This window comes from Spirochaetota bacterium (assembly GCA_038043445.1).
Taxonomy (GTDB): domain Bacteria; phylum Spirochaetota; class Brachyspiria; order Brachyspirales; family JACRPF01; genus JBBTBY01.
The window spans coordinates 24,039-38,088 of record JBBTBY010000137.1; the positions used below are offsets into that span (position 1 = coordinate 24,039).

Below are 14,050 nucleotides of genomic sequence, written 5' to 3' on the forward strand. Positions count from 1 at the left end.
CGTGCGGAGATTCGCAAGCGTTTTTGCCATCGTGTTGAAACCATCGGCAAGCGATGCTATCTCGTCGCGGGAGTCGACGGTGACGGATACGGAAAGATCGCCCGCCTCGACACGCTTCATGCCGCCGGCGACCGTAAGCACTGCCCCGGATATCCTCTGCGAGAACCACCAGGCTATCGCGAAGGCAAGTGCACCGGCGATGAGGGCGAATGCAATACCGCCGGCGATGATGATAAGCCGCGTCTCTGCGAATGAAGCTGCATCGATGGCCGTGCCTATGAGCATCTGCTCTTCCTGCAATTGGTTCTTCACCGGGAATGCATGAAGGTAATACTGTCTGCCGCCGATGATGCGCTCGCTGCTTTCGGGAAGTGCTCCCCCGCCTTTGGATCGATTGACACGAATATGATACGGTACTGCCATGGCAGAGGAATATCGGTATCCGTTCAGAAAATGTATGCTCGCCTCACTTTTTGTCCGTTCTCCCCAGAAGGCAAGCATGGCGGCATCAATTTCACGGAACGCGGTCACGCTCACTATTCTCCCGCCTTCCGTGCGTATCGTTGTCCATGCAAGCACGGGTCCGAACACCGAGTTGAGTATGGGGCCTGAGCGTTTGAGCTGACGTGCGCTTTCAGCGCGCATGAACCGCGCGGGCGTATTCGATGAATAGCGGAGAACGAGCGTTCGTCTGTCCCGATCGACGTCATGCAGCTGCAGATACACGGGCCCACCCGTGCTGAGCTCGCCGCCCGCAAGTACGGTGTCGCAGGCGCGTTTCGATATGTCAGCGAGCGATGACAAGGTGCCGGCGATCTCCGAGTGAATGAACGATTCGCTCAATGCAGAACGTCCTGCAAGAACATCGTTCACCGCGTTGCGGTTGTAGATATAGATGAACAGTACGGTGGCAGCCGCAAGCGGCACTACGGCGAGCGATATCGATATGGCGAGCATTTTCATGGAGAGGATACGAGCATCGATGACGATATGTGTGATGAGGAGAAGCGCGGATACGAACGTGAAAAATCCGGCAAGAACGATGATGATCTTCATGATGAACGCAACGGCGGACTCCCGATGCGGCAGAAAATGAACGAGCGCAAGCGGCGACATGTCGTTCCCATACCGGAGCGGAGTGACGATAAGCGTGCCCTTGTCGGTGTGCACGATGCGCGCGGTACCGAAATCCTGCTGGCGGTAGGGAGGGTGCTCATCGAAGTATCCGTTGACCGCGGAGAGCGCTTGTGGTGCCGCGTTCCTCGGGAGCACCGTTCCATTGTAATAGACGAGGGTTTCCGCCGCGGAGATATGCTTTCGTTCGGCGTGAGAGAGCGGCGCGCAATCGATCTGGTCGGAGCTTTTTCGTATGCCCGTCATGCCGTACGGGGTGAGGCGTGTTGCGGGGAGGAGGGAAACGAAGCGCACGGTGCCGATCTTTTTGCCCGGTCGTGCCGGAACGACGAGCTCCTTGTCGTGCCCCATGAAACCGTTCGGCGAGATAGAACGGCGCGAGACTTTCGATGTGAAGTGCGGCGGGTGACCGTGGCCGAAAAGCTCCGAGGTAATACTGTAGGAAAGCCCGTCAATGATAGGCGTGCGTACGACCGTTCCATCGCTGTAGATGATGTCGACTGCTGCGACTATCGCGCCGAACGGAATGATGTCGCGCGAAGCGCTGTCAATATAGCCGTTGTATTGCACACGGAATTCGTCGGCATAACCGCTGAACGGGTAGTCGACGCTGAGCAGTGCGTCGCTGTATCCTTCGAAGGAATCGAATATCGATACATAGCGGCTGATGCGCGTTCCCTGCCAGCTGTACCATTCCCTGGACGTAATGAACGGCCCGACAATATAGTCGCCCGATGCCCCGATGAACGTTATCGCCCGCACGGCGATGGATACGCCTGCCATAAGCTGATCGAACGATATTGCATTGATCAGTGCCGGCTCGGGGAACAGAAGTTCGTACTCATCCGCGATGCCGGTCACCGCCATCGTGTTTCGGTTAAGCAGGCCTATACCGTAGCGCACCGAGGCGATGGTGTTCGTCCGCGTGTGGTGCCTGTATTCGGCGCTGAACAGGGTCACCCCGTTGGTGAGTATATGCTCGAAACGTCTGCCGCCCGCCGAATGGAACGATATGCGATATGCCTCCCCTTTATTGGTTATCTTTGCATAGGCATCGTATCCGGAAATGATCATCCGCACACCGCGTGCGCGTACCGGTACGATGCCATTGGTGAAGCTCCAGTTCAAGATCATGGATGATTCAAGGCGCATCGGCGTTCCCTGGCGGCTCTTGATGATCTTTACCGCGGGGATGAGCGGCAGGGAATCGTACCTGACGGTGCTGTCTACGTTCGAGCCGATGGCATACGCGTATAATCGTTCCGAAAACTCGTCAAAATCCATCCTTCCGGCGAAGGCCCGGGCGATGTTGCTCATCGCGGACTCATCGATCGCGGCGATACGCGCTGCCGCTGAATTCCTTCCGGCGTTCACCGCGAACCCGGCGATCCCGTACACCCCGGCGCACAAGAGCAGTGCACATGCTGAACCGACCGCGATCCAGAGCTTTATCGTAAGCGGCAGTACGATGATAAAACGCAGTGCAATGGCATAGCCCGTGAAAACAGCAAGAGCCGCGATGACGACGGCGATAAGGCCGAGGGGTGGTTTTGCACCGACGGGATTATGATATGAGCCTGACAGCCGAAGCATTTCGAGGTATTTCGGTGCCATATATGCGTTCGGACTTCCGTTCATTACGATCTGCGTTTCCCGATATGCTGTGCCGTCGGCATCGTCGATGGCAATATTGATGCCGATCCCCCGAGATGTGTTCCCTGTGCCGAACAGGTGCAGCGGGACTCGTATTTCCATAGTGTAGCGGTCGCCGAATTCCTTCGATGCGGCCACTATGCCGTAGAGCGATAGAACGGTGCTGGTCTTTTCACCGCCTTTTGCCTTATATACGAACAGCGTCTCCCCCGGTGATGTGGGCGGAAGAAAATAGAACTGAAAATCGTTCGGTCCTGAGGCAGCGTTTTTTCCGTTCCTGATGAAGTCGCCGCTCAGGAACACCTCTACGCCGTCGCCGTTGAAGTAATTTCCCGTTCTGCTTTTGTGAGTACGGGTTTCGTCGAAGACCTGACACCCGATGTAGAGGTATTCATCGTCATAGTTGAAATAGACCGTCGCGGAAAGATCATTCGTCCCCCGCCACGATCTGCTTATCTGCGCCTCAAGCGCGAGCAATTCCTTCCTGTCTATGAATACTGGCGATCTTTTATTGAAGTCGGCGATGTCGCCGTCGATGGTGATGGAATTCGTGCGTGCAACGGCAACGGGCGGGACCATTGCTGCGATTGTCGCGCCGGCGAAGAACATGGACGCAAACAGGGTAAGGAGACGGGGGTGATGACCTGTATTCATACGATCGATAGGATATCATACGCTGCAAAAAAATGACAGATGCATGCCGCACAATTGACAATCACGGATATATTGGTATAGTAAGAAATGCATATGGCAATCAGTGCAAAGGAGCCGTTTTATGGGTAATGCATTCAAGATAGCAGGCCGTCTGATATTCGGGATACCGTTGGCTGTGTTCGGTCTCCTGCATTTCATGGGTGCGCAGGGCATGCAGTCCATGATCCCCGCATACTTCGGTCCGACACGGCTTGCGCTCGTATATATCACCGGTGCGGCGCTTATCGCGGCGGCGGCGAGCGTGATAACGAAGATACTCATCAAGGTGTCCATGCCGCTCCTTGCGGTCATGCTCCTTATTTTCATCTGCACGCTGCATCTTCCGGGTATCGCTGCTGCGAACGGGAATATGCAGGCAATGACCATGTCGCTTACGGGACTGCTCAAGGACTCGGCGATAGCCGGAGCGGCGCTTTTCATAGCCGGCGCGCATTGGAACGATCAGTAGATGCCCAACGGCTCATCGTCTCCCGGAGCAAGACCGCTTATATCCCGCACAAAAGCCGTGCCGTATCGGGTTACGGGTCTGGAGAACTTCTATGCTGCCGACGGCGAGCCGTTGCCGGTGAAGCCCGTCATGGCGCTCTGCAGCTGCGGTGCTTCGAAGCAAAAGCCGTTCTGCGACGGTTCTCACGGAGAGGCGTCGCATTCTCCTGAACGATCGCCTGAGCGGGTCCCCGATAGAGTGGTCTGCTACGAAGGGGCGGAAATAACCATCGTGGATAATCGCGGTGTATGCTCACATGACGGCAGCTGTCTCTTGCTCCATCGTGTATTTGACAGACGGAAGAAGCGATGGATCAATCCCAACGGCGCATCGAAAAATGATATCATCGAGACGATAGAACAATGCCCGTCGGGTTCGTTGAGCTACATGGAGAACGGCGTACGGATACAGGATGTCGATCGTGCGCCGGCGATACGTGCTGCAAAGAACGGCCCGCTCAATGTCGAGGGAGGCGTTGTCTTTGAGGACGTTCACGGGTGCTCCCCTGAGTGCAAAGAGCATTATGCGCTCTGCCGCTGCGGCGGATCGAAGAACAAGCCCTTCTGCGACGGGACGCATCTCCATAACGGCTTTGCCGGGTGATGCGCGCCATGGACGAACGGTATGCAGGAAAGCTCATCGTGTTCGAAGGCATTGACGGGAGCGGGAAATCCACGCAGGCGGACATGCTGTATCAGCGGCTCGACCGTGAAGGGCAGCATTCGGTGCTTCTGAGCGAACCGACGAGGACAGGGCACGGGAAAACGATTCGCGATTCGTTCACCGGCGAACGGTTCTCTCCGGAAGAGGAATTGCGGCTGTTCACGCTCGACAGAAAGGACGACCTCAGGAACAATATACTGCCGGTCCTTCTCCGGGGGGATATCGTCGTTCTTGACCGCTACTATTACTCGACGGCGGCATATCAGGGCGCCCGTGGTCTCGACTGGAAGACAATACTCTGTGACCAGGAGCTTTTCGTGTACCGGCCCGATATTCTTTTTCTCGTCGATATTCCGGTGACTACGGCAATTGAGCGCATACGCTCGGCCAGGGGCGGCGGTAATTCTTTCGAGGCAGCCGACTACCTGGAACGAGTGCGGTCGTTATTTCTTTCCATGCGGTATGAATACCTGCATGTGCTTTCCGGGGAGCGGCCGGCCGCTGACCTTGCCGATGATATTTACGGTATTATCGCTGGAATTCTCTAGGAAAACGCGGAAAAAATCGATAAACATACTCTCAGAAATCCCGACAATAACTACAAGGTATTTATCCGTCGGAGTTCTGCCATGATAAAGAAGATCGCGCTCATCTGTGCGCTTGTGGCCCTTGTTGCGGGCGTGTCGTATCCGAAGGCGATGGTTCGTGTAAAGGATATCAGCTATCTCAAGGGCGTTCGCAAGAATCAGCTCAAGGGATATGGCCTTGTCGTCGGGCTCGCCGGGAAAGGCGATTCGGCGCAGAACCCGCTTACAAAAGCTACGCTTAAGAACTTCTTCGATACCATCGGTGTTTCGGTCGACGAGACGCGCATGACGACGAAGAATGTCGCTGTCGTCATGGTGACCGCGGATATCGACGGCTTTATCAACGAAGGCGACAGGATAAGCGTGATGGCTTCGAGCGTAGGTGATGCGAAAACACTTGCCGGCGGCATGCTCCTGCAGACGGCGCTCAAGGGAGCCGACGGCGTTACGTATGCGGTAGCACAAGGGAGCATCATCGTCCCGGAAGGGAGGAATACGGTCACCACGGTCGGTACTGTCCCTATGGGAGCTATTGTGGAAAAGACGCTTACGAGCGACTTCATCGAGAATGGGGCGTTCACCGTCGTGCTTTCAGCATCGGATTTCAAGACCATCAATAATATCGCCGCCGCAATACGCGGGCAGTTCGCCGATGCGCCGCTTACGCAGAACGATGCAAAAAGCATAACTGTATCGATACCGAGCAATTTCATCAGCAATACCGTCGAATTCATCTCCAAGGTCCAGGAATTGGAAGTTGAGATGGATACCACGGCAAAGGTGGTCATCGATGAACGCACGGGCGTCATCGTTATGGGCGAGGATGTCCGTGTGTCGAGTGCCGGCGTGAGCGTGGCTGGGATAAAGATAAAGATCGATGCGGCTGCCGCAGCGGATGCAGGCGGTACGCCTTCGGCGAAGAAGAAACCGAACCAGACGATACCCGACGGCGCTTCGGTGAAATCCATCGTGGATAATCTCAATGAGCTCGGTGTCGATGTGAAGGATATCATTCAGGTGCTCCTTGCGCTCAAAAGCGCCGGTGCGCTCAACGCAGAGATCATAGTGAATCCGTAGCGCGAAACGTGAGAACAGCCGGAGCATGCTCCGCTGCTCTTTGGACTATCAGCGAGCACTGGCACGGAGGATACGATCCGCTACAACGACATTCATCCGGATTCGGAATCGCGCTATGTATGCAATGCATTTGACAGGGATATTTCCGCCGATTTGAAACAGAACCTGGAAGCGTTCTCCTTCTGTGAGCTTGAGATAGGGAGCGGTAACGGAAAATTCCTTGTCGAGCACGCGATGCAGCGTCCCGATGTGTTCTTTCTCGGCATCGAATATTCACGAAAATGCATCAATAAAAGCGTTGCAAAGGCGTCAAAACGCGGTCTTGCCAACATACTGTTCATACATGGCGAGGCGATGCGTTCGATAACGCAATATCTTGCCGGGAAATATCGTTTTTCGGCTGTGTATCTCAATTTCCCCGACCCCTGGCCCAAGACGAAGCATGAGCGCCGGCGCATCGTGACGGCATTATTTGTCGGGGCGGTGTACGGCATCCTTGCACGGAACGGGTCGTTCTATCTCGTCACCGATGATATGCGTTATGCTGAAGAGATAATGTCGCCGGTCATGGAGGCCTCGCCGCATTTTGAGAATGCGCTATCATCGCCATGGGTGCATGAGCTCCCGGGGTATCAGCCGACGCTGTACGAGGAGAAAATGCGCAAGGCGGGGAAGCAGGTGTATTATCTGCAGTATCGCCGACGGGGGCTTGATTTTTAGCTCAGGGAAATACGTACGGCTCCGATGATAGTAGTGGAGGACTGTATTATGTTGTCGCGCCGTATCGCCCGAAAACGCGGGCTCGAACAGCTCATACGCATTCATACGCTCGGCCGCGCCATACGCTGTCAAGCGTGATCGAGGCGTGATGCAATGAAGCGATATCTTCGAAATGAATGCCGGCAATCGCCGGAAAGCGCACCCGACAGGATAGTCTGTACCTGTACCCCTGAGCAATATCGCCGCTGCCGGCGGATCTGCATACGAAGAACAGTGTGACGTTGCCCTATCGTCAGGGCCAACGCTAGGGCAATGCTATGGCAACGCGTAGTACGCGCATTCCGCGAAAAAGAACAGTGAACCATATACCTTGGCATATTCGTAATGCAGGATCGCGGCTTCTATCGCCGGCCGCCAGTTTTTTCTGACTTCCTCATCATCGCAGAGCGCAACGACGAACGCTGCAGAGAGCGGAGAGCGCAGCTGGGCATTTTCCATATCTCGACGGGGGACCAGCTGATTCGTCCTGTCGATGATGTTCACCGCGCGAAGCTGGGCGATGGCGACCTTTGTCGCCTCATCCTGATTCGCCTGCGGCTTATAGTTCGGATTGAGCATCTCACGCCAGGCGTGAAATCGGAACGGCGGTTCATCACCATTGTCGAATCCTTTATATGCGGCAATGCTGGCAGCCGCATATAAAGCGGTCTTCACCATACCCTCTCTGTACGCTCTGCGAAGCGCTGCATCACTTTCAAGACGGATGAGTTCCGCGAGCGAACCCTGCGATCCCGCGACTATCCACATCTGTGTGAGAAGATCCTTGATGTGATCGAGATCACGTTCAGCACCCTCGGCACAGATAGCCGATCGATCGACCTTTGAACCGCGGGGAGTTTCAGTCACGGCGCTCCGATAATCGGCAAGCCAGGATTCATCGCGTGTAAGTTCATACATCGCCCGGAGAATGAATAAGAGTCTCGATGCGTCGCGAAATCCCTTTCCGGAGAACGCACCCCTGTTCTGCCCGGTAAAGATGCCGTCGCAGGGGCACATCCAGCGGTTCGCCTTGAGCGCACGGGCGACCTCGTTCATCTTTTTGATGATGCCTTCGCGTTCGGCAGCATCGGGGATGCCGCTTTTTGCATAGAAATAAAGCCCGTAGAACCACGGATGCGTCTGATCATCGGAGCCGGAGGGGTAATGGCTTTTTCCGTCCGTCGCAACCCCGCGGGCAATATACCCCGGGACATCGGATACGCTCGCAAGGAGCATGAGGCCTTTGGCGAGCGCTCGTGCATGTGCCTTATCGGTATCGCTTTTCGTGCGGCGGTAGCGCTCACAAACAGCCGGCAGATAGAGGCCGTTGAAGAAACCTCCGTTCTCTATGGGCGTCCACCAACCCATGGCATTGGGTTTCGCCTCTGCACATTCCTCCGGCGTGGGGATGACAACCGCGCCGTCGCGGTCGGTGAAATCGAGCATAATGCCGTCATCCTTTATCATGCGGCTCCACATGGCTGCATGCGCCTTGTCTATCGCCGCAGCGGTATCCTTATCCATGCCGAACACTCCTGATGACGTAAGTATCAACGCAATTGCTGCGCTATATATTCTATTCATGCAAACCTCTCATCGTGCTATTTTTTGGTTAATCCGAGTATGACGAATGACTTCGCCGGCAGCGTATAGGTGCTGAACATCTCGGTATCCGACCGCGTTCGTGACTTTCGCGCCAATGGACGCGACGATACGCTGTTCACATCGTCCACGCTCGGTGAGGTGAGCTTCGATTCCTTCGTCAGGCGGTAGTGGTTCTTCGATGAGAACGTCACTGCGCGGGCGTTTTCCGGATCGCGGTTCACTAGGAGAAGCGAAAGCCCGCTCGCGGTGGTTATCGCTGAGGCGGTGACAAGGCATTTTTTCCTTGTGGCATCGGCTTTTTCACCGTCCGCGGTGCACTTTACGACCGTGCCGTTCGCCGTCAACGGCTCATTGAACATGGCGAATACATCGGCAATGCCGGTGAGATAATGCTTTTTCTGCACCTTATCGAAATAGATGAGCGCCCAGGGGCCGGCGCTGCTCCCGCCGAAGCAGTGGCGTGTGCCGAGCGTCACATCGGGGCGCGATATCATGCGGTTTATCCATTCGGCGTCGGCGAGACAGCCTTCGAGCGAGTGCGTGCGATACCACGATTCTTTCCACGGCTTATCAGGGTCCTCCTGCTCGGGCCAGAACGCATATTCGGAGAGGAATATCTTTATCCTGTCGGAGCCGGCGATCGCTTTGATGTCATCGCGCATCATATCGAGGAATTTCCGTTCATGGATCGACATGTATACCGACGGTGCCGAGCCATAGTAGGGATGGAATACGAGATAATCTATATCGCCGCCGATATCGCGGAGCACCGCTTTATGCCATATATCCCAGGTGCCGCCGTAGATCTGCTTATACTGTGAGAGCGTTGAGAGCGTAGCACCGAACGCGGCGAAGCGTGCCGACGGGTCGACCGCGCGCACCGCATTGATGACAGCTTTGCAGGCATCGGTGTACTTTTTCGGCGAGGGCCATTTTTTATGATACTCTATCCCGTCCAGCTCGTTGCCGAGCTCCCAGAGTATGTTCTTCTCCGGTGCAGTAAGTCCGAGCGCTATCCGTTTAGCCGCCCAGTTCTCCCCGCCGTTGGGGTTCGATCGTCCGTCCCCGGTGAAGAATTCCGCAAGGTCAGCGGCATCTTCCGGTGTTTCGAACATATTGATGCACCAGACGAGCTTGACTGCGGGGTCGACCGCGCGTGAGAAACGCACCCACTCGACGGGGCCGAAGGAGCGTTTGATCGGTGCTCGCTCCCAGTCCGCCACCTTCTGTTCAGTGCGATCTTCGAGCGGACCGATGGCCTTTTTCCAGTGGAATTCCTGCGATGTGGTCCCGGCAACGCGCGAAGCGGCAAGGGGAATACCGGCGAGCAGTTTGATCACCTCAGGGTCTATGTCCGTTGTCCCGGGCAGGAGCACCCCGTCGGTGAGCGTTACCTGCAATGCGCTCCAGTCGGAATTGTGTCCGAGGAGAAGATTGTCGGCCTTCTTGATGGATACCGATTCGTCGACCGTGACACTGAGCGGCAGGTCGGCGGCGCCGAGCACGCAGGTGATGACAAGCAGTGTGATGATGGATTTCATAGACATATCCTTGCTACTGAACTTCAAAGAACTGAATGCGCGATATCCAGAGCGTCGTCCCCGCGTCGTATTCGCCCATGAATATACACGGTACGCGCACCGCTTTACCGGAATGATCGGCGTTCGCGGTGAACGTATATTTCACCGTCTTCCACTCGCGTGTTGGTGTCGCGTATTGGAAATCGGGATTGCCGACACCGCTCCAGGGGCTCCCGTCGAGAATGGTCACGATCTTCACCGGCATCATCATCGTCTGGTTCGCCTTCATGGTCAGGATGACGCGGTACTTCTTCTTTGCCTGCAATCCTTTTTCGTTGACGAAGATAAGCTGTATATCGCCGCCTTCCTCGTTCTGCGATGCGGCCACGACATCGATACGCAATGCGCCTTTCCCGTCGGGGGTGCTTATTTCGCGGTCAACGGCGATATTTGCTTTGACGCCCGACTTGTCATTGAGGTAACTGCGCGACGGCGCTGCGAGCTCGGTCAAGGCTGAAAAATCCCATTCGGCGATCTTTGTCTGCGCATTGGCAGATGCGTTCAGCGCGACAATGACCGCTGCGGCGCAGCATGCTCGGCCGATATGCGCCGCGGGAGTTCGTTCTCTCACCATGTTCGTTCCTCCATGATCCTTTGCGTGTGATGATTATAGTTCATTCGCTTCCTATTGTAAACGCCCCGTTCGCGATGGGGACGTTCAGCCCTGCGCAGTCGGGGACACGTGTGCGCTTTCGTGCATAGACATTCCAGACGCGATCGATGCTACTTTCGCTTTTCGCATGCCATAGTATACTCAGTTCTCACGATGTGCGGTTATTCCGGCTTACGAAAGACTTCGGAAAAATTACGATAGGATTGACGATGCAGCTGCCCGATCCCCTGTTCGGCCTTATGGATGTCGCATTCACTGCGGGGCACGGCTATCGGGATACGTTCAATCTATCAGGACGCAGGCTTTCGTTCCGCAAAGGCCGGTATTTCTTTGCGGCTATCTATGGTCCGCAGGAGGGCGACGACCCGGTGCTCCATACCCACCGTTTTCTCGAGGTGCAGGCGGTCGTGCGGGGCTCCATGCGCTATGTCACCGCCGACGGGGAACGGACGATACGCCGGAACGAGGTGCTCTTCGTCAATAACCAGGTAGCGCATTCCGTACGCACGGCCGGTGAACGCGGCTCCCAGGTGCTGACGATGTGCCTCATGCCCGCCGCGCTCGGCTATACCGATGACATGCTCGATGAGCAGGGGCTCGCCGGGGCGTACCGCCTCGTGCGCCCGTTCTTTCCCGAGCGTGTCGGTGATCCGTATACATCGCTCACGCTCAGTGACAGCGAAACGAGGCGCATCGCGTTCTACGGGATGACGCTCGTGGAGATGTACATGACCGACCGCGTGCTCGGGACGACCGATCTCATACGCTTCATCATGCGCTCGCTCTACACGCTGTACTGCGATAATGTCGGCGATACCGAACGCAACGCATATATCTTCGATATCATCGAGTATCTTTCGTCACATTTCACCGAGCGGATAACGCTCGCCGATGTGAGCGCGCGCGTAGGGCTTTCGCCGAACTATGTATCGGCGGTGTTCAACCGCGTTACCGGGAAGACGATGATGCGTTTCATCAATGAGAGGCGCATGGAGCGCGCGAAGCATCTCCTTGCATCGACGACGCTTTCGGTACGCGAGATATCAGCGCTCGCCGGTTACGATACGGTGACGCACTTTAACGATGTGTTCCGGGAGATCACCGCCGCATCGCCGTTGAAGTTCCGGCGGGCGATCGGGGGATCGGCGCAGCGTTGATCGCTGCCGGTAACGATCTCGGAACAGTATTCGATTTGCTTTCACATCCGTTTTTCTTACTATGTAACTGATCTCTCGGTATCGTTCCCGGAGGGTATCCGTATGAATGTTGTACGATGCATCGTCCTCAGTATGGCAGTGATGGCGAGTGTGGTAATTGCCGCTGACCGGGTGCCGCGCGCTTCCGTGCCGGCGAAGGCTAAAAATACCGTTACGGTCGATACGCCCGTTCAGTCGTTCGATATACGTCCATGGCTCTATGTCGGGGCGGGTGTTGCCTTAGCAAGCGGTATAACGCTCAATATCATCGGGTTCGGTGAGGACAGGCTGCGGATGCAGGCAGATGAAAGCTATAATGCGGTAGCAAGTCCGCTGGGGTCAGCGCTTGCGGCGCAGTATTACAGCGAGTCCGAAACGCATCGGATCAATTCGAGCATACTCTATATCATCTCGTATTCGGCATATGCGGTGAGTGCCGGGCTTCTTGCCTGGGCGATATTCGCGCCGCCGCCGCGGTCGAAAATAGTCGTGCTGCCCGTTGTCTTTCCACAGGGTGCGGCGGTTGCATTCGCCATGTCGTTCTGAGGGGAGGTGTGTATGAAAAGGATGCGCCTGTATCTCCTGCTCGCGGTATGTCTTCCGGTGCTGTACAACTGCTTTAAGCTCTCACCGAAAGAGCATACGAACCCCTTTGATCCGGCAAATCCGGATCGCGTGCATCTCTGGTGGCCGCTCGGGACAAGCCTCTCGACAGGCGCGGCAACGAATATCAATATTGCCGTGGACAGTGCCGGGATCCCGTACGTGATATACGCCGACGGTGGAGCGGGCACGGATGTCATCGTGAAGCGATACGCGAATTCAAGCTGGAATACCGTCGGGCCCGCAGGTATATCCGGCGCTGCGGTGAAAGAGACCGCCATCGGTATAGACGGCTCGGATAATGTGTTCATCGTGTATACGGATGCAGCCGGGGCGCATCGTTGCCGGAAATGGGATGGATCGAGCTGGGCTGCCGTCGGGACGCAGCCGGTGGTGGCATCTTCGGCCGCTTTCAGCACATCGCTCGCGTTGTTCAACGGCTCGCCATACATTGCGTACAGGAGTTCTGCGTCGGGACAGTTCCTCGTTACTGCTTACAATACCGGAACGGGGCTTTGGGGTTTGGTGGGGGCTGCCGTCGGGAATCAGGCCATATTCCCGCGCATCGTTGTTCTGTCGGGATCAACACCCCCGAATAAATTCCCCTTCGTTGTGTATGAGGAATTCAGCACATTCGATTTCCCGAACAGCTATTGGTATACGAACGGCGGCTGGTCGAATAGATCGACCGGGGTAGCGCAGGGTTTTGCGCCCGACATTGCCTTGGATGCGGGCGGCACTCCGTATATGTCCTATCTCGACAGCACATCGAAGCCGACGGTCAGGAAATTCGTCACTGCGGCATGGAGCGCGGTGGGGACGACGGCGCTCAATACGAATGCGGGGTCACTCAGGATAACAGCCGATGCCTCCGGCACGCCGTATATCGTGTTCCGCGAAACGCTCAACGGCAATGTCGTTACGGTGATGAGATACGACGGAAGCGCATGGGCCCCAGCAGGTGCACGCGGATTCGCAGGACCGGTGATGTCCCCCTGCATCGCGAATGGACAGGGGAAGCTGTACGTTGGATTCAGCGATGTCGGCAACGCCGGCAGGTTGAGCGTGTACTATTACGAATGAGTCATTTCAGCGGGATCGCGTCCCCTGAAGATGTTCCAGCCCATCGCCCAGGGAGAACAGGATGGCGAACAGCACGAACGGATAGAAGTGGAAGATAAGCCGGTCGAGCGAGAATTTCACTTGCCATTTGAGATCATTCGGCGTGATAAGATAGATGAAGAAATACGCAGCGGCGACCATAAGCGCGACAGGGAGGGCGTACATTTTTTCACGCGGTGATCGATTTCGCAGTCCGAGCGCACAGAGAAGCACGATGATCTAGACGGGAAAGATGGTATACAGCCTTGTTTGGAAAA

At 56.0% G+C, this 14,050-nt stretch carries 13 protein-coding genes; 8 read left to right on the forward strand and 5 right to left on the reverse strand.

The genetic code is table 11. From position 1 onward, the window contains the following. On the reverse strand, positions 1 to 3,441 hold a 3,441-nt coding region (locus AABZ39_18130; GenBank protein MEK6796700.1), incomplete at its 3' end, for a sugar-binding protein. Between the two features lie 121 nt (positions 3,442 to 3,562). On the opposite strand from AABZ39_18130, the gene AABZ39_18135 reads away from it, so the two are divergent. From AABZ39_18135 to trmB, 5 genes are all read left to right on the forward strand, one after another. After that, on the forward strand, positions 3,563 to 3,949 hold the full coding sequence (locus tag AABZ39_18135) for a DoxX family protein (GenBank protein ID MEK6796701.1): 387 nt from the start codon (positions 3,563 to 3,565) through the stop codon (positions 3,947 to 3,949). Then, on the forward strand, positions 3,950 to 4,591 hold the full coding sequence (locus AABZ39_18140; GenBank protein MEK6796702.1) for a CDGSH iron-sulfur domain-containing protein: 642 nt from the start codon (positions 3,950 to 3,952) through the stop codon (positions 4,589 to 4,591). A gap of 8 nt (positions 4,592 to 4,599) precedes the next feature. Further along, a complete protein-coding gene (gene tmk / locus AABZ39_18145) occupies positions 4,600 to 5,199 on the forward strand; it encodes a dTMP kinase (protein MEK6796703.1) in 600 nt (199 codons plus the stop codon). 81 nt (positions 5,200 to 5,280) lie between these two features. After that, positions 5,281 to 6,315 (forward strand): flagellar basal body P-ring protein FlgI, encoded by a 1,035-nt coding sequence (locus tag AABZ39_18150; GenBank protein ID MEK6796704.1) that lies wholly within the window; start codon positions 5,281 to 5,283, stop codon positions 6,313 to 6,315. A gap of 153 nt (positions 6,316 to 6,468) precedes the next feature. Continuing rightward, positions 6,469 to 7,035 (forward strand): tRNA (guanosine(46)-N7)-methyltransferase TrmB, encoded by a 567-nt coding sequence (gene trmB, locus AABZ39_18155; GenBank protein ID MEK6796705.1) that lies wholly within the window; start codon positions 6,469 to 6,471, stop codon positions 7,033 to 7,035. 315 nt (positions 7,036 to 7,350) lie between these two features. Here the strand turns inward: trmB and AABZ39_18160 are convergent, their stop codons facing one another. The 3 genes from AABZ39_18160 to AABZ39_18170 all read right to left on the reverse strand — a co-directional run bounded on the left by AABZ39_18160 (position 7,351) and on the right by AABZ39_18170 (position 10,833). Further along, the gene (locus AABZ39_18160; GenBank protein ID MEK6796706.1) at positions 7,351 to 8,598 is read right to left on the reverse strand and encodes a hypothetical protein; all 1,248 of its coding nucleotides are present in this window, start codon (positions 8,596 to 8,598) and stop codon (positions 7,351 to 7,353) included. A gap of 77 nt (positions 8,599 to 8,675) precedes the next feature. Beyond that, positions 8,676 to 10,220: a hypothetical protein gene (locus AABZ39_18165; GenBank protein MEK6796707.1), complete on the reverse strand. Its 1,545-nt coding sequence runs from the start codon at positions 10,218 to 10,220 to the stop codon at positions 8,676 to 8,678. Between the two features lie 13 nt (positions 10,221 to 10,233). Then, positions 10,234 to 10,833 (reverse strand): hypothetical protein, encoded by a 600-nt coding sequence (locus AABZ39_18170; protein MEK6796708.1) that lies wholly within the window; start codon positions 10,831 to 10,833, stop codon positions 10,234 to 10,236. 248 nt (positions 10,834 to 11,081) lie between these two features. On the opposite strand from AABZ39_18170, the gene AABZ39_18175 reads away from it, so the two are divergent. The 3 genes from AABZ39_18175 to AABZ39_18185 all read left to right on the forward strand — a co-directional run bounded on the left by AABZ39_18175 (position 11,082) and on the right by AABZ39_18185 (position 13,754). Then, complete coding sequence (locus AABZ39_18175; GenBank protein MEK6796709.1) at positions 11,082 to 12,029, forward strand: AraC family transcriptional regulator; 948 nt, start codon at positions 11,082 to 11,084, stop codon at positions 12,027 to 12,029. Between the two features lie 102 nt (positions 12,030 to 12,131). After that, entirely contained in the window at positions 12,132 to 12,614 is a 483-nt protein-coding gene (locus AABZ39_18180; protein ID MEK6796710.1) for a hypothetical protein, read from the forward strand. Positions 12,615 to 12,626: 12 nt separating this feature from the next. Continuing rightward, entirely contained in the window at positions 12,627 to 13,754 is a 1,128-nt protein-coding gene (locus tag AABZ39_18185) for a hypothetical protein (GenBank protein MEK6796711.1), read from the forward strand. 6 nt (positions 13,755 to 13,760) lie between these two features. Here AABZ39_18185 and AABZ39_18190 read toward each other — a convergent pair whose 3' ends face one another. Next, positions 13,761 to 13,958: a hypothetical protein gene (locus AABZ39_18190; protein MEK6796712.1), complete on the reverse strand. Its 198-nt coding sequence runs from the start codon at positions 13,956 to 13,958 to the stop codon at positions 13,761 to 13,763. Positions 13,959 to 14,050: the final 92 nt, after the last annotated feature.

Bases quoted from the DNA above. Each gene is read 5' to 3' on its own strand.
- tmk (MEK6796703.1), top strand. From the start codon at position 4,600: ATGGACGAACGGTATGCAGGAAAGCTCATCGTGTTCGAAGGCATTGAC.
- AABZ39_18170 (MEK6796708.1), bottom strand. From the start codon at position 10,833: ATGGTGAGAGAACGAACTCCCGCGGCGCATATCGGCCGAGCATGCTGC.
- AABZ39_18165 (MEK6796707.1), bottom strand. From the start codon at position 10,220: ATGAAATCCATCATCACACTGCTTGTCATCACCTGCGTGCTCGGCGCC.
- AABZ39_18175 (MEK6796709.1), top strand. From the start codon at position 11,082: ATGCAGCTGCCCGATCCCCTGTTCGGCCTTATGGATGTCGCATTCACT.
- AABZ39_18150 (MEK6796704.1), top strand. From the start codon at position 5,281: ATGATAAAGAAGATCGCGCTCATCTGTGCGCTTGTGGCCCTTGTTGCG.
- AABZ39_18185 (MEK6796711.1), top strand. From the start codon at position 12,627: ATGAAAAGGATGCGCCTGTATCTCCTGCTCGCGGTATGTCTTCCGGTG.
- AABZ39_18180 (MEK6796710.1), top strand. From the start codon at position 12,132: ATGAATGTTGTACGATGCATCGTCCTCAGTATGGCAGTGATGGCGAGT.
- AABZ39_18135 (MEK6796701.1), top strand. From the start codon at position 3,563: ATGGGTAATGCATTCAAGATAGCAGGCCGTCTGATATTCGGGATACCG.
- AABZ39_18190 (MEK6796712.1), bottom strand. From the start codon at position 13,958: ATGTACGCCCTCCCTGTCGCGCTTATGGTCGCCGCTGCGTATTTCTTC.
- AABZ39_18140 (MEK6796702.1), top strand. From the start codon at position 3,950: ATGCCCAACGGCTCATCGTCTCCCGGAGCAAGACCGCTTATATCCCGC.
- AABZ39_18160 (MEK6796706.1), bottom strand. From the start codon at position 8,598: ATGGATAAGGATACCGCTGCGGCGATAGACAAGGCGCATGCAGCCATG.